Below are 22,177 nucleotides of genomic sequence, written 5' to 3'. Positions count from 1 at the left end.
GCTACGAACAATTTCCGATTGAAGAATAGATTGAACCTAACAAATTAAATACAATCAATTAACAAAAATATGAAAAAAAAACCAAAGAATGATGGGAAGCATTTTCCATTATTCCAAAATAACCTGAAATTGAAACTAACTACTTTACTTCTTTTGGTTGTCATGTTTAATATTCGAGCCAATACTTATGCCCAAAAAACAAAAGTAGACTTAGAATTAAAAAATATAACTGTGGAAACAGTTCTGGAGACAATTGAACAAAAAACCGACTTTAGATTTATTTATAAAATGACTGATGTCGATTTAAATCGTACCATATCAATCAGTGTAAAAAATCAAACGATTGATGTAGTTTTAAATAAATTATTCAAGGGAACTACAACTGATTTTAAAGTTCGGGATACTCAGGTTATTTTAATAAAACCGCTGGTTGAAAAAAAGAATACAGATTTCTATATTCAAAAAATCATTAGGGGAAAAGTCTCTGATGAAAACGGTATGCCTTTGCCGGGCGCATCAGTTCTTGAAGAGAAGACAAATAATGCCGTTGCTACAGATGCCGACGGAAATTTTGAAATAACGGTAGAAAATAGTGATGCAACACTTATCATAAGTTATATTGGATACAAAGAAAAAAGAGTTTCTGCCAACCAAGAAAACAATACTATCCAACTATTTCCGGATACAACCACACTTGCGGAAATAGTAGTAATAGGGTATGGAACTTCCTCAAGAAAAGATGTTACTGGGGCCGTTTCTTCAATAGCTGCTAAAGACATGAATGAGGGAGCAGTGGTGAATCCATTACAATTAATCTCAGGTAAGGCTGCAGGTGTTAATATTTCCCAAACGGGCAGTGAGCCCGGTTCAGCGCCTAGTATACGCATACGAGGAATATCATCACTAATTGGCGGAAATGATCCTTTAGTTGTTGTAGACGGAATTCAAGGAAATATGGATTTATTAAACCAAATTCCCCCGAGTGAAATTGCCTCAATCGATATTTTGAAAGATGCTTCGGCAACCGCTATTTACGGTTCCAGAGGTGCTCCGGGTGTTGTTATTGTTACTACCAAGAAAAACAAAGCAGGGAGGACTTCCGTTGAGTATTCGGCTTACACTGCCATGGATTATATTCCACAAAAATTGAACATGTTAAGCGCTAATCAATGGTGGGAACAAGCTCAGTTAAATGGTGTTCCGGCTTCAGCCAATCATGGTTCTGATACGGACTGGTATGGAATTCTTACCAAAAGTGGAGCTACCCAAACGCATACTTTATCTTTTGGAGGAGGAGCAGAAAAATTTAGCTACAGAGCTTCTATTAGTGCTATTTTACAAGATGGTGTTGTTCTTAATTCCAGCAATCAGAGATACATTGGAAGAATTCAAGCTACTCAAACTGCACTGGATGATAAATTGAAATTAAGTTTTAATCTTAATAGCGGAATTACTAATGCAACCAATAGTATTGGAAGTATCGGAAGAGCAGCATTCACTTCTAATTTAATTACAAATGCGTATTTAATGCGTCCTACGGATCCTGTTTATGATACCGATGGCAGTTATTATACGGATCCTACTATTTTTCAATATCTTAATCCCTATGCGGCTTCACAAACGGTTACCAATGAAAGACAAACTGATAATTTGTTTGGAAGTCTTAAAGCTGATTTAGATTTGTTTGAAGGGTTAACAGCCGGATGGTTTGGAAGTTGGAGAAAAACCAATGATGTAAATGGGTACTATCTTCCCGCAGCCTCTACAAGTGCTTATGCTATTGATCAAAAAGGAATTGCGAATATTAGTAATAATAAGCAAAACGAAAGATTAACCAATATCAGTCTGAACTACAAAAAAATATTTGGGGATCATAGCATCAATGCCTTGGTTTTATATGAATGGCAAAACCAAGCTTATCAAGGAAATTACGTGCAAGCCAGAGGTTTTATAAATGACATAGCCACCTATAATGCGTTACAATTAGGGGATTTATCTAGAGTACAACCAGGAGATTTGCAATCGTATAAAAACGACAGAACCTTAGTTTCGTATTTAGGGCGTGTAAACTACTCTTATTTAAACCGTTATTTATTTACAGCTAGTATGAGAAGAGATGGTTCTTCTGTTTTTGGAGTTAATAATAAATGGGGTGATTTCCCTTCGGTTTCAGTGGCTTGGCAAATAGACAAAGAACCTTTTATGGCTCAGCAAACTATTTTTAGTGAATTGAAATTGCGTGGAGGATATGGTATAACCGGCAACCAACAAGGATTGTATCCACAAAATTCGATTTCTTTGGTAGGCGGATCTGGAGTCACTTATTTTGGAGGAGAACAAATCACCAATTTTAATGTAACTCAAAATGCCAATGCTGATTTGCGTTGGGAAACAAAAAAACAAACGAATATTGGATTGGATTTTGCCCTTTTAAAGAATAGATTAAGAGGTTCTGTAGATGTTTACACAGCAACAACTGAAAATCTTTTGTTTGATTATACCGTTCCACAACCTCCTTTTCCATTTAATAGTATTAAGGCAAATGTTGGAAGTTTATTAAATGAAGGATTAGAAGTTTCCCTTGGCTATGATTTGATCAAAACAGAAAATACCACACTTACTCTAGCAGGAAATGTTTCCTTATTAAGAAATAAAGTTTTAAACCTAAACGGGAGTATTAATGGAGTGCCCTTAAATACCAATTATGTTCCTTGGGGAACCGGAGCCTATTTGATCGCAGGACAGCCTATTGGAACTTATAATATGTTGCATCATACCGGTAAAAACAATGAAAATTGGGAAACGGTACTCGATGTTGATGGCAATGGTATAATAGATCAAGGAAATACTAGTCCGGATCGTATGATTCAAGGGTCAGCATTACCCACTTATACGTATGCCTTTAACCCAACGTTTCAACATAAAAGTTTTGATGTTTCGATGTTATGGAGAGGATCCGGAGGAAATAAAATTTACAATGGTTTGAGATCTAGTCTAAGTTATTTGGAAAATATAGGGAAATCAAATGTGTTAGAAAGTGCTATTCCATTAGGTTTATATACTTCACAATATGGATCTGATTTATGGTTAGAAGACGGTTCTTTTTTACGATTAGAGAATGTAACTGCTGGTTATAGTTTCAATTTTCAAAACGTTAAATACATTGAGTCACTTCGACTTTCTATTACCGGAAATAATTTACTGCTAATTACTTCTTATTCAGGAATAGACCCTGAGTTAAATGTAAGTGGAGGCGGAGAGAACTTTGGAGGAGATAATGGTATCTATCCTCGTACTCGAAGTTTCGCCATTGGTTTGAATGTAAAATTTAAATAGTACAAGAAAATGAAAATCAAAAATATAGTATTATTATTAAGCGCTAGTTTCTTATTAATAGTTGGTTGTACCAATATAGATGAAAGAGTCTATGATAAATATACTGCAAATGAGTTTTACGGATCTGCTGAAGGAGCCGATGTAGCCCTTGCAGGTGTATATGCACAAATTGGCGGAAATTGGAACGGAGTTGGATATGCAGGAGCAGATAATGGCTGGTATGATCTCAATTCTATGAGTGCTGATGAACAAGTTATTCCGCATAGAAATACCGGTGACTGGCAATTGGATTTTGCCCGTTTGTACAAGCATGAATGGTTGCCAACGGATTTAATGATAAACAATACTTGGAATTGGTTGTACAAATCTATTTTTAATGCCAATTTAGCCGTAGATCAATTGGAAAAAGCAAATGCCGAAGCTTCTAAAATTGCCGAAGCTAAAGTCTTGAGAGCTTTTTTCTATTACTTACTCATTGATGATTTTGGAAATGTTCCCTTCTACACAGATAACAATATCACTGTAGATCAAATTCCACAATCAAGCCGAAAAGAAGTTTATGATTTTATTGTAAAAGAACTAACGGAGAATGTAGCAACCTTATCAGCTACCAAAGGAGGAAATTATTACGGAAGATTCAACAAATGGGCCGGTTATACTTTATTAGCAAAAGTATATTTGAATGCCGAAGTGTATACAGGAACTGCAGAATGGACAAAATGCTTAGCCGCTTGCGAAAAAGTAAGTGAAGGCGGCTTTACTCTTCATGCGGGAGGAGCTAATGCTTCAAGCCCATTAGGATATAAGTATTTTGAATTATTTGGAGATGTTCTTCCAGAGGACGAAACTATTTTGGCGATGTTTGCTACTGCAAATATAGTTTCCAGAAATATTTTCACTGTTCGAAGTTTATATGGACCACATGCGCAAACTGTATTTGGGTATAGCGGTTGGAATGGTACTATCGTTCCCAAAGATTTCTTCGTAAAGTTTAGCGATACCGACATTCGTAAAAAACAATTTTTATATGGAGATCAAGGTGGTGGTATTAATTATACGGTTGATGTAAGTTCTTTGGATAATCCGGGGGCTGCCCCACAAGCGGGAGTCCGGAACACTAAATTTTATCCTGTAACTCCTATGGATGGAGGTGGTGCATCGAATGATTTTCCAATCTATCGCTATGGTGATGTTCAACTAATGAAAGCAGAATGTAATATTAGATTGGGTAATTCAGGAGCAGCAAAACCCTTTGTAGACGCCATTAGAGTGCGAGCAGGACTTGGAGCCTTAACAGGAAATCCAACATTGGACGATGTTTATAATGAAAGAGGCTTTGAATTAAGTTGGGAAGGGCACAGACGACAAGATATGATTCGTTTTAATAAATTTTTACTACCTAATTTATTCAGAGGTACTTCAAGTGAATATCGAAAATTATTTCCGATACCTACAGCCGCTTTAGACGCAAATAAGGGATTAAAACAGAATACAGGTTACTAAATAGAGCACTATTATGAAAAAATATATAAAAAAGTTAGTTTTACTATGCGCCTTCCTATTCTTAGGTGCATCCTGTAGCAATGATGCTGTACTTACCACATTACAAGAAGTGGCTTTTAGTGGTAAATTTGAAGCATCATCGAGTACGATTGTCCTTACTGAAGATTCCACAAATGTTCCGGTTGTTGTCTTTTCATGGCCCGCGGTAGAGTATCCTGTACAAGCACCTGTGACCTATGCCTTGCAATTTGATATCCCATCTGCTATTTTAGGCACGACAGCATGGAATAATGCGATACGAGTTGAAGTTGGTGAAGACGCCTTAAGCAAATCATTATTAGGGACAGATCTTAATAAAATAGCGCTAGCTCTGGGACTACAGTCTGATGTAGCAGGGGAGATAGTGGTTCGTGTTGAATCTAATTTAGATCGGAGAATCTATTCAGAACCAATCACATTAACGGTTACTCCTTTTGTAAAGCCAGTAGTCTTTGGAGCGATTTATATGCCTGGGAGTTATCAAGATTTTAATATCGGTACTGCTGCTGCCTTAGATGCTATTGCATCGGGAATTTATCAAGGGTATGTTAGTTTTCCAGATTCAAAAGGTTTGGGTTTCAAATTTAATACAGAAAGAAACTGGAATCAATTTTACGGAGCAGATGCCAACGGTAACTTGCAAAATAGGAGTGATACAGATTTTCAAATAGCCGCAGCAGGTTCCTACCAAATGACTGTAAATCTAAATACCTTAAAATGGACTGCAAGCCCATATTCTTGGGGAATTGTTGGTGATGCTACGCATGAACCAACAACTGATGATACTAATTATGGATGGAATCATTCTTCTAAAATGACTTATGACCATCAATTAAAAACATGGAAATTTAGGGGTGTTTTGAGAGCCGGAAATTTAAAATTTAGGCTTAATGATTCTTGGACCATAAATTATGGTGCTAAAAATAATGATGAAGGTATAATGTATCTGGACAATGCAGGAGCTCATTATATAGGTGAAGCAGGTACTTATGAAATAACATTTACTATAAATGATATCGATCAGGCTAATAATGGCTATCCGCCAACTGGAACTTATACTGTTACAAAAATCTAATCTAAAAGTAATCGTTGAAAACTAAGATACATTCCTTTTTATTATAAACAGAAGAGGGATGTATCCATTTAAAAAACGCTTATTATTAAAATAAAAAAACATGAAATTATATATCAACATCATTTTTATACTTGTCTTTTCTTCCGTTTTGGCTTCCTGTAGCGCTTCGGATAATGATTCCAAGCCAGCATCAGTTTATCCACAATATGGGGCGCCATTTGAAAAAATGCCAAATAGGGAAGACGCTATTATTTATCAAGTCAACATACGTGCCTTTAGCGCAGAAGGCACATTAATAGGAGTTCAAAACAGATTGAGTGCTATTCAGGAATTGGGTGCTAATGTGGTTTATTTAATGCCCATTCATCCTGTTGGAACCGTTCGGTCTGCAGGAGGTTTAGGATCTCCGTATGCGGTTAAGGATTATAAGGCTGTCAATGATGATTTCGGATCTTTAGAAGATCTGCGTATTTTAGTAGAAGAAGCCCACAAAATGAATATGGCTGTTGTACTGGATTGGGTAGCCAATCATACTGCATGGGACAATGCTTGGATTACGGAACATTCCAATTGGTACCAAAAAGATGGTAATGGAGCTATAATCATTCCACCAGGAACCAATTACAATGATGTAGCGCAATTGGATTTTAATAATACCGAGATGCGCGCCGCTATGATTGATGCGATGTCTTATTGGGTTTATTCTGCTAATATTGATGGTTTTAGATGTGATTATGCAGATTATGTTCCTCAAAATTTTTGGACTGAGGCCATTTCAAGTTTGAGAAAAATAAAAAATCAACCTATATTAATGCTTGCTGAAGGAACAAAAGTGAGTCATTTTGCGGCAGGATTTGACTATACTTTTGGATTTAACTTTTTCTCGGCTATGGAGAAAGTATTTAGTGAAAGCAAGCCAGCAACAAGTTTGCAAGATTCAAATGCCATAGAATACGCTAATAACTATAATGATTCACAAAGGGTAGTTCGCTATACTAGTAATCATGATGTTAATGATACTGAAGGAACTCCTTTGGACTTATTTGGAGGAAAACAAGGATCCCTTGCTACTTTTATAGTTGCGGCATATATGAAATCGGTACCGATGATCTATAACGGACAAGAAATAGGATATGATAAAAGTATTAAATTTTTCACCCGTACTCCAATAGATTGGACCAGTGCAGATGCCAGTATGTTAGCTGAATATAAAAAAATTATTGCCTTTAGAAAAACGAGTAATGCGATTAAAAAAGGAAGTTATACGGGTTTTAGTAGTGACGCAGTAAGCGTATTCACCATGGAAACGGCTACTGAAAAAGTTTTGGTTCTCTCTAATTTAACCAATGCAACAGTTCAATATCTTGTTCCTGCTTCCTTATCCAGTATAGCTTGGAAAGATGCTTTTAGTGGTACAGCAGCTACAGTTGGAACATCCATAAGTTTGCAGCCTTATCAATATGTCGTATTGAAAAATTAGTACCGATAGTGTTTCAATTGCCTGTTTGGCAAACCTAATACTATTATTTTTCAAAGGCCGAAAGATTAAAGTCATCAGATTGATTTTAAATTTGAAAGACTTTCTTTTTTTTGCCTTTGTTATGTTTTAAGAAATAAAAAAATATAAATTTTAAACTAAAAAAAATGCTAATTCCTTTTCGTTATTCAAGACGGTTAGTAGGATTGTTTCTTGTTTGTCTGAGTCCTTTTTTAAGTCAGGCACAAGTAATCAGTTCCCCTGACAAGAATCTCTCCTTGCAATTTGAACTTTCGGCAAACGGGGTTCCTACTTATCAATTAAGTTACAAGAATAAAGCGGTTATCAAACCGAGTAGTTTGGGTTTGGAAATTAAAGACGCACCTTCCTTTATGGATGGCTTTAATATCACTAACAGCGCACAAAAAATGGTAGATGATTCTTGGAATCCGGTTATGGGTGAGGAAAAAACAATTCGGAATTATTATAATGAATTGGTTGTTACTTTGGCACAAGTCCAAAACAACAATCGATACATCCGAATTCGTTTCCGTTTGTTTAATGATGGATTGGGCTTTCGCTATGAATTTCCAAAGCAAAAAGATTTAAATTATTTTGTCATAAAAGAAGAACATACGGAGTTTCAATTGGCTGGAAACCATAAAATATTTTGGATTCCGGGCGATTATGATACCAATGAATATGCGTATACAAGCTCTAAAATTTCGGAGATTCCTTCTTTAATGAAAAAAGCGACAATCCTTATAAATGCACAACAACCTATCCAAGAATTAGCGGTGCAAACTCCTTCGATGATGAAATCTGAGGATGGATTATACATTAACATTCATGAAGCAGCTTTGATTAATTATCCTGCCATGTCCCTGAATGTGGATGCTGCAAACTTTAAAATGAGTTCCCATTTGACTCCTGATGCGGTTGGTTCTAAAGGATATATGCAAACGGATACTCAAACGCCTTGGAGAACTATTGTGGTGAGTGATAAAGCTACTGAAATTTTAGCTTCTAAATTAATTTTAAACCTAAATGAACCTACAAGTTACAAAGATGTTTCCTGGATAAAACCTATGAAGTACATTGGTATTTGGTGGGAATATTTCGTTGCCGGAAAAAGCACTTGGGCCTATGGTAAGGAGAATAATGTCAAACTAGGGCAGGATTTCACTAAACTTACGCCAAATGGAAAACATGGCGCTACCACCGAACGCGCAAAAGAATACATTGCTTTTGCTGCAAAAAATGGTTTTGATGCTGTTTTAATCGAAGGATGGAATGTAGGTTGGGAAGATTGGATTGGGAATTGGAAAGAAAACGTTTTTGATTTTGTAACTGCCTATCCTGATTTTGATGTGAAAGCAGTGCATGAATATGCGGCATCTAAAGGAGTGAAAATTATGATGCATCATGAAACATCGGGATCCGCTACCAACTACGAACGACGTTTAGATCGGGCTTTTGAATTTATGAATGAAAATGGATATGATGCTGTAAAAACAGGTTATGTCGGACAAATTATTCCACGAGGCGAACATCATGATGGACAATGGATGGTGAATCATTACATACATGTAGCCCAGCGCGCTGCCGATTATAAAATAATGATTAACAGCCATGAGGCAGTTCGACCTACTGGTCTAAACCGAACGTATCCCAACTGGGTTGCACAGGAATCTGCCAGAGGAACTGAGTTTGAAGCCATGGGAGGATTAGCTCCTGAACACACGACTATTTTGCCTTTTACTCGTTTGATGGGCGGTCCAATGGATTTTACACCTGGTATTTTTCAAACGGATCTTAGCTATTATAATACAGGAGGAAAGCAACGCGTGAATACTACTTTAGCCAAACAATTGGCTTATTATGTGACCATGTACAGTCCGATTCAAATGGCCGCTGATATTCCGGATAATTACAATCGTTTTCCAGATGCTTTTCAATTTATAAAAGATGTGGCAGTTGATTGGGACAATACTTATATTCTGGAGGCGGAACCCGGAGATTATATCACGATTGCCCGAAAGGCGAAAGGAAAAGAAGAATGGTTCGTTGGTGGTATTAGTGATGAGAATTCGAGATTGGCAAACGTTACTTTTGAGTATTTACCAAAAGGCACGAAATACATCGCTACCATTTATGCCGATGCCAAAGATGCCAATTGGAATGAGAAACCCCAAAATTATACGGTTACTAAAGTTATTGTGACTTCAAAAACCGTATTGAAGCAATATATTGCTCCGGGTGGTGGCTTTGCTATTAGTATAAAAGCTGGGAGTCCTTCAGAGATGAAAGGACTTCAAAAAAAATAACTTCCTCTTAGTTTAGGATTTGAACTTACATTTTGTTTTTGTTTAAAAGGGTTTGTTTTGAAAGAATCAAGCCCTTTTATTTTTGATTGCTATTGGTAATTGTCTTTTGGAGTGTGTGTCCTTAAAATGGTTTAAATCCTTCTTTTAATTGGTTGATTGTTGGTATGAAAAGTTATTTATATCAAGTTGTGGACATATTAGAATAACGAGATGATGTATTCGCAGAATTGAATGTAGTGAGAGAAGCTTTTTTTTATCATTTATAATTTAACCGCTATTAAATCTGCAGAATAGGGAAATGCAAAGTGTTCGATAGGTTCGTGTTGTAGCCATTTGGATTCCTCTTCTCGTTTTAAAACTACCGGCATTCTTTTTTTATGATTGTGTATTTCAGCTAAGAGAGGATTGGCTTCGGTGGTGAGTATGGTATAGGTGTTTTTAATTTCTCCGGTTTCTTTATCGACCCATTGGGAATATAAACCCGCAAAAGCAAACAGTTCTTCGTTGGGTAAACACAATTCGTATTTTTGTTTTGCTTTCCCTTTTGGATCCAACCATTGCCATTCGTAATAGCCATTGGCAATCACCAAGCATCTTTTATCAACTGAATTTTTGAAGGACGGTTTTTCATTGACCGTTTCTATTTTAGCGTTTAGCGTGTATTTTTTAATTTCCTCATCTTTGGCCCATGCCGGTATCAAACCCCAATTGTAATGGGTGATGACGTTTTGTTTTTTATCAATGATTACAGGATTTTTAGGATATTCAAATCCATTAATGTGATCACTTGGTTTGAATTCCACCGGATTGTCAATTGTTGCATTGAACCTGCTTTGGACTTCTAATGCTAATTTGGTTTGTTTGGAATGAAAACACATAGTAATTGGTTTATTTAATCCGTTGGTTGTATTTGGTTGATAATTAAATTTTGGCAAAACGAGTGATTTTCGTTTCAAAATGATTTTGAAAACAAGAACAATTTAAATAAAGAACGATTCTCTATACATTTTTTGTTCCGTTTTACTATACAAAAGACACTCAATCTGACGTTTTTGCTAACTACATTTTTCGAGTTTGTTTATTAATTTTCGAGTTCTTTTAAAATTGCATTCACGTCCTCTTCGGTTGTGATTAATTTTAATTTGCAAAATTTAATTAGTGCAGTTGCTCTTTTTACTTTTTCAGAAAGTTCGTCAACTGAGATTTCTCCTTGTTCTATTTCGGTAACAATTTGTTGTAATTCCTCAAAAGCATTCGTATAATTCAATTCTTCTTCCATTTTATTCTTTGATTTTTGTGATTGTACTGTCTATTGTTCCGTTAAAAAGCACTGTTTTTATTGCTGCTCCTTCTACCAATAGTGAAATATCTTTGACAGCTTTGCCATTTGAATACGTGATGCTAAAACCTCTTTTTAAAACATTTATAGGATCCATGATTTGGATGTTTTTTTCAATGTTTTCTAATGCAAGTTCGGAATTTTTGAGATACTGTATGGGTTGCATTTCTAATTTTTCTTGCAATTGTACTACAGCTACTTTTAATTGATTCAGATTGAATTTAGTGGCAATACGGGCTTTGGCTTGTAATACATTTAATTTTTCGTGGTTGTTTTTTACTATAAATTGGGATTGCTGCTGAATCGCATAGCTGGCATTTTTGATTCGATTTTTATTGGTATTCAAAATAGAAATCGTCATGGAGCGAAACAATTTAAGTTCTGATTCTAGTTTTGTATTTTCCTCGCTCAGTAATCGTCTGGATTTGTCCGCTATTTTTTCTCTGGCTTTTTGTATTGGAACCGAGAAATTATGGAGTTTTTGTATTAGGTATTCCGCTAGTTTTGTTGGTGTTATTGCGTTGGTATGGGCAATCATTTCGCATACCGTTTCATTTGTGACATGACCTATGCCAGTGATGACTGGAATAGGGAATAGGGTGATTGCTTTGGCTAATTCATAATTGTTATAACAAGATAAGCCCACATCACCGCCACCACCCCTGATAATGGCAACTGCATCGAAATGATGGATTACTTTTTTAATTCTTTCTAATTGCGCCATGATGCCGGGAACCGCTTTGTCTCCTTGCAGTATAGATGGAAATAAAAGATAGAAGAACTTATAGTTCCATGAATTTTTATCAATTACATCTTTAAAATCACCAAAGCCTTTGCTGGTTTCTACCGAAATTATTGCAATTCGTTGGGGTAAAAAAGAGAGTTGTAATTTTTTATTTTTATCGTAAATTCCCTCCAGTTGTAGTTTTTTTATCGTTTCTCGCTTTTCATTTTCTAAATCTCCTAACGTGTATTGCGGATCAATATCAATTATTTGAAGTGAAAGTCCAAAAGCCGAATCAAAGGATATTTTAGCAAGGAATAGAATTTTAATTCCATCCTTGAGTGGTTCCTTAAGTATTCGCAGAAAATTGCGATTTACATTTTGGTAATCATCACGCCATAACGTCGCTTTTATTTGCGCAATTACTTTACCGTTTACTTTTTCTATTATTTCGGGAAAACAATGGCCGGACTGACTGTAATGGTTCAGTTTGTTCATTTCAGCTTTTATCCAAAACGCACTTTTATATCTTTGCTCAAGCGTTTTTTTGATACTGTTCGTTACCTCCAGCAGCGAAAAAATAGTCTTATCATTGATTTTTTCAGGCATCGTAATTTTGTATTATTGCTTTAAATAAAGAGGGATTTATAGTGTTTCAAAGATAAAGTAGTTTTTTTACTTTGCTATTATTGAAGGTTGATAATTTTTCTCATCCACGCTGAAGATAGGAGTAAGATCGTTATTGTCTATTTGTTGAAATAGGCGCTACAGATTAAAAAATTATTTTTAAAATCAATGAATTTCAGGCAAAAAAGATTAGTATTTCGAAGAAGTAAATCTTCAGAAATAAACTTTTATTCGACATTATTTACAGTACACTTTTTAAAAGGCAATGTGGGAGGGAGGGCTACTGTTTTTGAAATACGCCGATTATTCATTATTCCAATTATACCCAACTTTAAAATAATAATCTAAGTAAAACGCTTTATCTGCTGGATTTCGCCGAAAACGAATCAATCTTTCATAAGCCTGTACCCTAATGGTGCTTTTTAAAAAACGTAAGAGTCAAACCGTAAAAGGTTCGTAATTATGAAAATATTAAATCCGTCTCACTTGATATAAGTCAAGGGGGTTTCTGCTGTAGTTTTGTAATTTTGCAGCTGTTAAAAATTTAAAAATCGAATATGAACACACTTAACATAGCAAAAGAAGACATTATCAATGCATTTCAATTTAGACATGCCACTAAAGAGTTTGACGCTACTAAAATTATTTCAGATGAAAACATGGAATTTATTTTAGAAACCGCACATTTATCTCCAAGTTCTTTTGGTTTTGAACCTTGGCATTTTATAGTTGTACAAGACAAAGAGTTGCGCGAATTGATAAAACCAGTAGCTTGGGGAGCACCGGCAAAATTAGATACTGCAAGTCATTTTGTATTGGGTTTGTCTATGAAAGCACCAATGGTGAAACACGGTTCTGATTATGTCATGTCGATGATGAAAGACGTCAAAAAATGGCCAGCAGATACCATAGAAATGTATTCTAAATTCTACAGAGAGTTTCAAGAGAGTGACTTTGATTTAGACACGGATAAAAAATTATTTGATTGGTCATCAAAACAAACCTACATTGCTTTGGGAAATATGATGACATCAGCTGCTTTAGTAGGTATTGATAGTTGTCCTATTGAAGGTTTTCATCAGGAAAAAGCAGAAGCTTTATTAAAAGAAAAGTTTGGTGTGGATACAGACAAATACGGTTTGTCCTTCATGGTTGCTTTTGGTTACAGAAAAGCAGATCCAGCAAACCCTAAATCAAGAAGAAATATAGAAGATATTATTACTTGGATGTAATTTCTAACTGTATCAATTTAGTCAATAAAATAATTAATGGTTCTGAAGTATCAAAACTTTGGAACCATTTTTACAATAAGTAATAAAAAAAGGAAAGGGATAAGATATGATAAAAATCTTCCGATTGAAGTTATAAAATCATGACTTGGTTATCCGCTGGTGATAATTATTTAAAACATTTTAATAGCTGTTTTTAATTGATTTTTTCTTCTTGACGGAACAATTTTATATCAAAAATTATTTTATATGACTAAAAATTATCGAAATAATAATGTCACCCAACGGGTAACTTCATTTCCTCAATTTTTCAACAGCAAGCTTAAACCAAAACAGTAATAAATGAATAAAGAAAATACAGCTGTTGATTCAATTCTGGTTCAGGATTTTAACGGCAACCAAATCGATCTTATAAAAGAGTACCAAGGGAAAGCTATTTTGGCCATAATCTATAACAACCAATGTTTGGGGTGCACAGGACGCGCGATTCCTTTGGCATATCAATTACAAAAAGAAAATTTAGGGGTACAAGTAGTGGGTATTCACAGCAACTTCACGCATACAAAAGTTACAGAAAACGATATTAAGAGCATTTTTACAATAGAGGAACTTCCTTTTCCTATTTTTCTGGATAAAGGACATTTGGTTTATGACCAATTTGATTCACAAGGAACTCCGCAATGGCTTTTAATCACAAAAGAAGGAAGATTATTTCGCTCCATATTTGGCTCTCAAGAAGGGGCACAAAATCGATTGTTCTATGCGCTTGAGCAACTGGATTAAAAACACTTTCAGAAATAGTACCCTTTGTCCTGGAACGACCTGTTCATTTTAAGCTGAAATTGGTATAAACTATTTCAGAGTCACTCCAGAAAACTTAAGTAGAGTTAGGAAAACAATTAAATCTATTTTAATTGATATAGGTCAATGATATTTGCGTTTCGGTAATGTACATTTGTTAAATTAGTAATTTTTTAAAAACAAAATGAGCAAACAAGATTTATTAACACCTTATAACAAAAATATTTACCTCAAGAACAGAGTTGTTATGGCGCCTATGACACGAGGTAGAGCGGATAATGAAGGCAACGTTCCAACGGATGAGCTACATGGATTGTATTACGAGCAACGGGCATCAGCAGGTTTAATTATTACAGAAGGCTCGCAAGTGTCTCGTGATGCTGTAGGTTATATCAATACAGCTGGTATCTACACAGAGGAGCAAGTAGAAGGTTGGAAAAAAGTAACCAAACGTGTACATGATAAAGGAGGGAAAATCTTTATTCAATTATGGCACGTAGGACGTATGTCTCATCCCGATTTTCATAATGGAGCATTACCATTATCCGCTTCAGCTATAAATCCTAACGATAAATCATTTACTCCAGAAGGATTTAAAGATACGGTTACACCTAAGGAAATGACCATTGAAGATATTAAAACTACGGTACAAGATTTTAAAAATTCAGCGGCAAATGCAGTAAAAGCTGGTTTTGATGGAGTAGAAATACATTCCAGCAATGGCTATTTGTTTCAGCAGTTTTTTAACGGAACGTCTAATCACAGAACGGATGAGTATGGTGGAAGTATTGAAAACAAAGCTCGTATATTTTTTGAAGTTTTAGACGCAATCAAAGAAGTCATTCCTCAGGAAAAAATTGGAGCCCGTTTTAATCCTTCATTAAACGGTCCATTTGGCACAACCATGGATGAAGACACAATTCCAACTTTTGAGTACATCATTAAAAAATTGAATGATTATGATTTAGCATACGTGCATCTTTCTGAACCTTTTACAGATGTTTCAGAACTACCAAATGCCGTGACGCAAATAGCTAAACATTTCCGCCCTTTGTATAATGGAACATTGATGATCAACTCAGCATTTGATCAAGAAAAAGGAAATAAAGTAATTGAAGAAGGGTATGCAGATTTAGTAGCTTACGGTAAGCCATACATATCTAATCCAGATTTAGTAGAACGTTTTGAAAATAACTTAGATTTAGCAGAGTGGGATCAAAGTACGTTCTACGCAGGAGGAGCAGAAGGGTATACAGATTATCCAAAAGCTTCTAAATAAAATAATACATAATCGAATAAATAACAACTTAAAAACAACGTAATTATGGCGACTACAACAGTAAAAGCGTATGGTACAACAGCACCAACAGAAGATTTAAAACCTTTAGATATTGAAAGAAGAGCTGTAGGGGCAGATGACGTAAAAATCGATATCACTTACAGCGGTGTTTGTCATAGTGACATACATACCGCAAGAAACGAATGGCACGGATCAACCTATCCTGTGGTACCTGGACATGAGATCATTGGTCGAGTAGTAGAGGTAGGAAATGGTGTTAGTCGCCATAAAGTAGGTGATCTAGTAGGAGTAGGTTGTTTGGTAGACTCTTGCCAGACCTGTTCTGCTTGTGAGAAAGATTTGGAACAATTTTGCGAAAATGGAGCAACATTTACGTATAACAGTCCGGATAAACATCTTGAAGGCAAACAAACTTACGGAGGTTATTCAACGTCAGTAGTTGTTGACGAAAAATTTGTACTACGCATTCCAGAAAATTTAGACGAGGCAGCAACTGCACCGTTATTATGTGCAGGAGTTACTACATGGTCACCATTACGTCATTGGAACGTAAAAAAAGGAGATAAAGTAGGAGTAGTAGGCTTAGGTGGATTAGGTCATATGGGCGTTAAATTTGCCAATGCATTAGGTGCACATGTGGTTATGATTACAACATCGCCAGAAAAAGGAAAAGATGCTCAACGTTTAGGTGCTCATGAAGTTTTAATTTCAAAAGATGAAGACGACATGAAAAAACACCAAAACAGTTTCGATTTTATTTTAAATACCATTCCTGTAGGTCATGAAATGGATCCATATTTAGGATTGCTTAAAATTGATTCAACAATGGTTTTAGTTGGTGCAGTAGAACCGTTAAAGCCTTTTCATGGAGGAAATATCATTGGGGGACGTAAGCGAATTGCCGGTTCTTTAATTGGAGGTATTAAAGAAACACAAGAGATGTTAGATTTCTGTGGCGAACATAATATTACTAGTGATATTGAGCTTATCAATATGCAAGATATTAACACAGCTTATGATCGTATTACAAGCAATGATGTTAAATACAGATTTGTAATTGATATGAAATCGCTTAAATAAAAAAATTTTTCTTACAGTGCATTAAATAAAAATAGCATCTAAAGTAATTTTAGATGCTGTTTTTATTTTTAGTACACTACCGAGTTAAATTTAGTTCTGTTTCTTTTCCCAAAAATGGCTCAGATTTACAGCCTAGAAATTTAGATTATGATATAGGTTTGTGAAACGGAATCTAATTATGCTGTTATTCATGATTTTGTTGTTACTTATGAGAATGAAATTTCAGAAAACAGTAGTTTTTCATTATAGAATAAGGAATGTATTTTGACCACCACTTCGATAGCAAGGTATGCTGTTTAGGAGAGAAAAAAACGACCAAAGAAAAATACTGATCCAGAATGGGATTTACTGGTTGCCAATACAGTAGGTGGAACTGAAGGTTCTACCGAGAGTCTTGAAAAAGCAATTGTAATGTCATTGATTACCGGTATTGCTGAGAATGAATAGTGTTTTTTGAGATTCAGAGTTACTGAGGAATTAAGGTTCAAAGGGTTTACTTAAACTATATACTCTAGCTGATATTACTTATGTTTAAATCCAAAAACTGTTTTCTTAAAGGCTGCTCTTTTTATTAAGACATGGCCTTTATTTTTCATCCGCTTCATCCATGCGTTTTACTAAGTTGTCTTTGAGCGAATTCAGAAAATTCGTTTTCTCAATTGTCTTTCTTCTTTATAAAACGACATACAAATACAAATGCAGAATCATTTAACTCGAAAATAAAACTCTTCAGAGCCAACCAAAGAGGTGTCGTAGATATCAAATTCTTTATCTTTAGAATGTAAAAACTTTTTGCCTAATCTCCAGAAAATTTAGGTGACCCATGATTTCTCATATCATAATTGATCCTATTAATTTATTGGCCATACTGATGTGATTTGATCACAAAGTAAGACTAAAAATCATCATCAAAACTGTCCAGTTTGAACCGGAATGGGGTGTTCAGTTTGAACCGGAATATCCAATAAGGATTTGTTGGATTCCTGTAATATATTCCTTTGGATCGTGATTTAAGTCAGCCATATTTTTATTGATTATTTTTTTATTATTTTACTCTCAAAACTTCTACCAACTTAAAATTTAGATACAACTTTTCTTTACCCACTTGTTCACTTTTCAAGAAACCGTTATTTTCCAATTCTTTTAAATAATTACCTACCGTTTTTAAATTGCCTAATCCTGTCTTTTCTAATTGGTTTCTTTTTGTATATGGTAATCGGAATAGCTCTTCCATAAGGTCTTTTGAATATATTTTTGGTAACTTTTGTTGTATTTCGGTTCCCATTTCATTCATCAGTTTTTCAATCTCCGCTATTTGGCTCCTTTCTTTTAGGGCAGTTTGTTCTACCATATCCAGCATATACATAATCCAATCTTCCCAATTTCCTTCTTCTGTTACTTTTCTGAGATTGGTGTAGTATTTGTCTTTGTGTTGAATGATATAATTACTAAAATATAGTGCCGGCAAATCAAGTAAGCCAGTCATTTTGAGGTATAATAATAGAATAATTCTTCCTGTACGACCATTTCCATCAAAGAATGGGTGAATTGCTTCAAACTGGTAATGAATGATTGCCATTTTTACTAATGGGTCGATATTATCTTCTGCGTGAATAAAACCTCTAGGTTTTTTAGCTTTTCTCTAATTACATTTTCTCCTTCAGGTGGTGTATATACTACAGAGTTTGTTGCTGGGTTTTTTAATTGTGTTCCAAGTGCATTTCTTATACTGGATTGATTTTCTTTTATGATTTGCATTATTGCAACAAATAGATTTGTCGTTAGGATAGGTCGGTTTTCTACTTGTTTTACACCAAACCACAAGGCATTTTTGTAATGCATTACTTCTTTTGTAGCAGGATTATCATTTTTTTTCTCAGCAATCGATGCTTTGAACAGTTCGTCTTGTGTTGTGATTATATTTTCAATGGCAGAACTAGCTTGTGCTTCCTGTAAATTGATTGTGTCTATAAATAATGTTGGATTGGGTAAATTTGTAACTGCTCCTTTTAGCTCTGATAAAGCTCTACTGGCTGCAATAGTTTTTTTGAGTATTGTAATATTTTCTATTTCCGCTTGTGGGGGTAATAGCGGCAAATCATTGTACGGAATTTCTGGATTATGTGTTATTCTCTTACACATATCATAATTTTTAAATGAAGGCGTTTATTACCTCTAATTTATGTTCGAGTATAAATATGGTTAAAATTTACTCTCGTTTTATTTTTGAGAGTAAATATTGTCCTCGTTTGATTTTAAGTTTTTCTTTCTTTACAAAAAGGTACTTGACATTAAATATTGGGGTTTGTTTTTTGTTATTATTTAACTTTTATTGCGGGTTGCTTTTTTTGTTTATGTTGCAGTAAATACTGAGTTTGTGGGCGCGAGCGGGACGCATCGCGCCAGCAGCTGTGATATTTAATGCTCAAGCCAGCTTGGGATCAAGTTCAAGGCCAAAAGTAAAGACGTTAAAATTTTTCTTATTTAGATACTATATATTTTCTTAAATCAGAGGTCAAAATATCATTTAATTCCTTTTTATTGCTTGCAGCACTTTCAATAAAAGCAAATCCAAATACCGGATATTTATTTATATCTAATTCTCTTATTAAAATTGGTTTTTCAAAATCTTTAGCGAGATCTGAATAGTTAAACCTTAAAATATCCGAAGGTATTATTCCTGAATTATTATCCAAAACAATGACACTAAATATTTTATTCTCTTTTCCTTTGAATATCGTATCCCAATCTGGTTTTTTGTTTTCACAAAAGCATTTGTATTCATTAAATCCTAAAGTTACTCCTAGAAGGTCAGCCGTAGTGCAAAATCCTCCAAATCGTAAAGGGTTTACTTCGATAGGAATTATTTTCCCATTTTCATCAATACGGACTTCTGCATGAGCCGGGAAATTTTTTAAATCTAACTCTTTACCAATTTTACTTAAAAAATATTCAAGTTCAGTTTTATACTTTTCAATGATTGCTTTGGATGTTGAATAAACCCGGTCACTTGTATCTGTTCCGGAGGAAAAGAGATGGTGTAAAACGTTTAACAAAACAGCATCTCCATTATTGTCGTAATAATAATCGATGGCATATTCTTCTCCTCGAATAAATTCTTCGATAATAAAAGTACTGGTGTTTAATACATTTTCAGGAAATATACTTTTAAGCTTATCAGCTTGCAACTCACTTTTAGCTTTTATCCAGTCTTTTTCATTTTCGACGATATGAACTCCTATGCTAAAAAAACCAACAGCGGGTTTAATTACAAATGGGAACCGAATTTCATCATCGGACAATCGTTGGATTTCTTCAATACTTATTTGCTTGAAATAAAAGTCGGTAAACAACTCTTTTATAAGTTCTCTAAACTTTACTTTGTTTTTTAAAACTTGTAATTGACTTGATAATTCACTTTCTCCATAATATTGATCGATCCAAGCCAATGCGTTCTCTGAATTGCTATAAAGAGAAATTTCTGGATTGTTTTTTAGTAAAGCGATTGCCTCTTCTTCGGCTATCCATGCCAAAGAATCATCTTTTACCAATTCTTTGGCTACTTTGGTTGCAATTATTTTGTAATTATTATCTTTTATTGTTTTGATAAGAAAATCGGAAACAAATGGCTTGTCTATTAAGAACATACTAGTTAGTTATTTTTTACTTTTTTATTTCAATAGTTAAAGCAGGACGTTTGGCACTTTCAGCAACTCTCCATGCGGTTTCATAGATCCACTTTGTCATCTTAGTCAGTTTTAGATAGTCAATTTTATCTGGGCTATCGAAGGGGGTATGGTAGTCAGGGTGTAATAAGGTGGTAAAAAATAGTGCTGGAACATTAGCTTGAGCATAGGGAAGATGATCGCTTCGGAAGTACCAATTCTCTGGGTGATCTGCAGCATCCCAGGAAGTATCGACTTTGAAGTTGGCAATACTTTTATTCGCAGCTAAAGTAATAGCTACAAGGTCAGAAGAATTAAGATGAGGTTCTGTTACGCCTAATAGCGCCGCCGAATCAGGTGCATTGCGTCCTATCATATCGCCATTCAAAACAGCTACTATGGAAGACAGTTCAACGGTGGGATGGCTAACAAAATAGCGAGAACCCAATAAACCCCTTTCCTCAGATCCGTGCCAAACAAATAAAGCCGATCGCTTAGCAGGTTGTGTACTCCACGCACCGCCTATTGCAAGCATCGCTACCGTTACTGATGCATTATCATCAGCACCGTTCCAGATAGGATCACCGTTAACAGCAGGTCCTACTCCGTCATGGTCCTGGTGACCGCTGAATAACACATATTCCTCTTTCAGTTTAGGATCAGTTCCATCAACCTTAGCAACAACATTGACAGAAGGATAGTCAAAATTCTCTACCTTCAAATTAGTTTTTAAATAAGCGCCTTGTTTAGAAAATATATTCTGTAACTGTTTACTTGCCAAGATAATTGGTACCGTAGGTGCTGTAGAGGCTTCGCCACCTTCAATTCCATAACTTCCTTCTTGATAATGAAATCCCGTAAATGAAATAAGTGATTCTACAGTATCATCAGCAACAAAAATTATAGCAGTAACGCCACGGCTGAGGAGTTCTTTTCCCTGCTGACTCATCGCAGAAGCGGTATAACGATATTGCCAGAGGCTCACCCAGCTTGGAATATTGGGAGTAGGAGGCATAATATTCAGAGCTACAATTTTCCCTTTCAGATCGATAGTATTATCCGGCATTTTGTCCAACCAAACCACAGAGCCTTCTATTTTAGTGTCAACCAAATTAGTTGGCCAAATCTCTTTCCAAAGATCTAGAGCTTTACCATTTACACTAACAGTGCTACTATTGGCCACACGGCTGCGTTTGAGATTAAAGAATTGAAAGTAGGTTCCATCCTCGCCTGCAGGTTTAAGGCCAGCTTCACGGGCCTTTTGAGCCACCCAAACAGAAGCTCTCATTTCGCCAAGTTCTCCTCCTCGTCTTCCCCGAAAGGCGTCACCCGCCAGTTCATATAAATCATCTTTTAGATCTTGCTGCTTGATTTTATCTAATTGTGGCGCTGTGCTTTGCGCAAAAAGCGAATTGGAAATAAATAATATCAAAAGAAGAATTTGTTTGTATTTCATACCATTTATTTTTAAAAAATTGAAAAGTTTATTATCGTAAAGGATCTATAAGTATTGGCAGCCTGTCTGTAATCGCTAATCAATAGCACAGTCTTTCCAAATATAGAAATAATGTTTTTAAAACAAATCATCAAAATAATTTTATTATGGTGTTTTTTTTTAAACTAGATTCAATTAGTTAATGCAACTCTCAGGAAAA

The 22,177-nt window shown here is 35.1% G+C and carries 17 protein-coding genes; 10 read left to right on the top strand and 7 right to left on the bottom strand.

All coding sequences use genetic code 11. The annotated features are described in order from the left end of the window. Positions 1-69: 69 nt before the first annotated feature. The 5 genes from BLS90_RS11580 (at position 70) to BLS90_RS11560 (ending at position 9,757) form a co-directional block, all read left to right on the top strand. Positions 70-3,336, top strand: coding sequence for a TonB-dependent receptor (locus tag BLS90_RS11580; RefSeq protein WP_091257865.1), 3,267 nt, complete (start codon positions 70-72; stop codon positions 3,334-3,336). A 9-nt stretch (positions 3,337-3,345) separates the two neighbouring features. Beyond that, positions 3,346-4,839 carry a RagB/SusD family nutrient uptake outer membrane protein gene (locus BLS90_RS11575; protein ID WP_091257864.1) on the top strand — a complete coding sequence of 498 codons (1,494 nt, stop codon included), beginning with the start codon at positions 3,346-3,348 and terminating at the stop codon, positions 4,837-4,839. A gap of 13 nt (positions 4,840-4,852) precedes the next feature. Then, positions 4,853-5,953, top strand: a complete 1,101-nt coding sequence (locus BLS90_RS11570) for a SusE domain-containing protein (protein ID WP_091257862.1) — start codon at positions 4,853-4,855, stop codon at positions 5,951-5,953. A gap of 100 nt (positions 5,954-6,053) precedes the next feature. After that, a complete protein-coding gene (locus tag BLS90_RS11565; protein WP_091257861.1) occupies positions 6,054-7,433 on the top strand; it encodes an alpha-amylase family glycosyl hydrolase in 1,380 nt (459 codons plus the stop codon). A gap of 164 nt (positions 7,434-7,597) precedes the next feature. After that, positions 7,598-9,757, top strand: a complete 2,160-nt coding sequence (locus BLS90_RS11560; protein WP_091257859.1) for a glycoside hydrolase family 97 protein — start codon at positions 7,598-7,600, stop codon at positions 9,755-9,757. Positions 9,758-10,017: 260 nt separating this feature from the next. On the opposite strand, the gene BLS90_RS11555 is transcribed toward BLS90_RS11560, so the two are convergent. From BLS90_RS11555 to xseA, 3 genes are all read right to left on the bottom strand, one after another. Then, positions 10,018-10,635 (bottom strand): SOS response-associated peptidase, encoded by a 618-nt coding sequence (locus BLS90_RS11555; RefSeq protein ID WP_091257986.1) that lies wholly within the window; start codon positions 10,633-10,635, stop codon positions 10,018-10,020. A 203-nt stretch (positions 10,636-10,838) separates the two neighbouring features. Then, positions 10,839-11,036, bottom strand: a complete 198-nt coding sequence (gene xseB / locus BLS90_RS11550; protein WP_091257858.1) for an exodeoxyribonuclease VII small subunit — start codon at positions 11,034-11,036, stop codon at positions 10,839-10,841. Between the two features lies 1 nt (position 11,037). Further along, positions 11,038-12,429, bottom strand: coding sequence for an exodeoxyribonuclease VII large subunit (gene xseA, locus BLS90_RS11545; protein WP_091257856.1), 1,392 nt, complete (start codon positions 12,427-12,429; stop codon positions 11,038-11,040). Between the two features lie 575 nt (positions 12,430-13,004). On the opposite strand from xseA, the gene BLS90_RS11540 reads away from it, so the two are divergent. From BLS90_RS11540 to BLS90_RS17365, 5 genes are all read left to right on the top strand, one after another. Beyond that, positions 13,005-13,679: an NAD(P)H-dependent oxidoreductase gene (locus BLS90_RS11540; RefSeq protein WP_091257854.1), complete on the top strand. Its 675-nt coding sequence runs from the start codon at positions 13,005-13,007 to the stop codon at positions 13,677-13,679. 339 nt (positions 13,680-14,018) lie between these two features. Continuing rightward, positions 14,019-14,459, top strand: coding sequence for a TlpA family protein disulfide reductase (locus BLS90_RS11535; protein ID WP_091257851.1), 441 nt, complete (start codon positions 14,019-14,021; stop codon positions 14,457-14,459). Between the two features lie 202 nt (positions 14,460-14,661). Continuing rightward, the gene (locus tag BLS90_RS11530) at positions 14,662-15,756 is read left to right on the top strand and encodes an alkene reductase (protein WP_091257850.1); all 1,095 of its coding nucleotides are present in this window, start codon (positions 14,662-14,664) and stop codon (positions 15,754-15,756) included. Positions 15,757-15,801: 45 nt separating this feature from the next. Further along, positions 15,802-16,857, top strand: coding sequence for an NAD(P)-dependent alcohol dehydrogenase (locus BLS90_RS11525; protein WP_091257848.1), 1,056 nt, complete (start codon positions 15,802-15,804; stop codon positions 16,855-16,857). A 659-nt stretch (positions 16,858-17,516) separates the two neighbouring features. Beyond that, positions 17,517-17,642: a transposase gene (locus tag BLS90_RS17365; RefSeq protein WP_245705100.1), complete on the top strand. Its 126-nt coding sequence runs from the start codon at positions 17,517-17,519 to the stop codon at positions 17,640-17,642. Positions 17,643-17,902: 260 nt separating this feature from the next. Here BLS90_RS17365 and BLS90_RS17130 read toward each other — a convergent pair whose 3' ends face one another. From BLS90_RS17130 to BLS90_RS11505, 4 genes are all read right to left on the bottom strand, one after another. Next, the gene (locus tag BLS90_RS17130; RefSeq protein ID WP_245705099.1) at positions 17,903-18,436 is read right to left on the bottom strand and encodes a Fic family protein; all 534 of its coding nucleotides are present in this window, start codon (positions 18,434-18,436) and stop codon (positions 17,903-17,905) included. Between the two features lie 5 nt (positions 18,437-18,441). Continuing rightward, the gene (locus BLS90_RS17125) at positions 18,442-18,999 is read right to left on the bottom strand and encodes a Fic/DOC family N-terminal domain-containing protein (RefSeq protein ID WP_245705098.1); all 558 of its coding nucleotides are present in this window, start codon (positions 18,997-18,999) and stop codon (positions 18,442-18,444) included. A gap of 338 nt (positions 19,000-19,337) precedes the next feature. Further along, complete coding sequence (locus tag BLS90_RS11510) at positions 19,338-20,504, bottom strand: ATP-grasp domain-containing protein (RefSeq protein ID WP_091257845.1); 1,167 nt, start codon at positions 20,502-20,504, stop codon at positions 19,338-19,340. A 16-nt stretch (positions 20,505-20,520) separates the two neighbouring features. Then, complete coding sequence (locus BLS90_RS11505) at positions 20,521-21,978, bottom strand: M28 family peptidase (RefSeq protein ID WP_091257843.1); 1,458 nt, start codon at positions 21,976-21,978, stop codon at positions 20,521-20,523. Positions 21,979-22,177: the final 199 nt, after the last annotated feature.

Source organism: Flavobacterium omnivorum, from assembly GCF_900099915.1.
Taxonomy (GTDB): domain Bacteria; phylum Bacteroidota; class Bacteroidia; order Flavobacteriales; family Flavobacteriaceae; genus Flavobacterium; species Flavobacterium omnivorum.
This window is presented reverse-complemented; position numbering and strand designations above follow the sequence as displayed.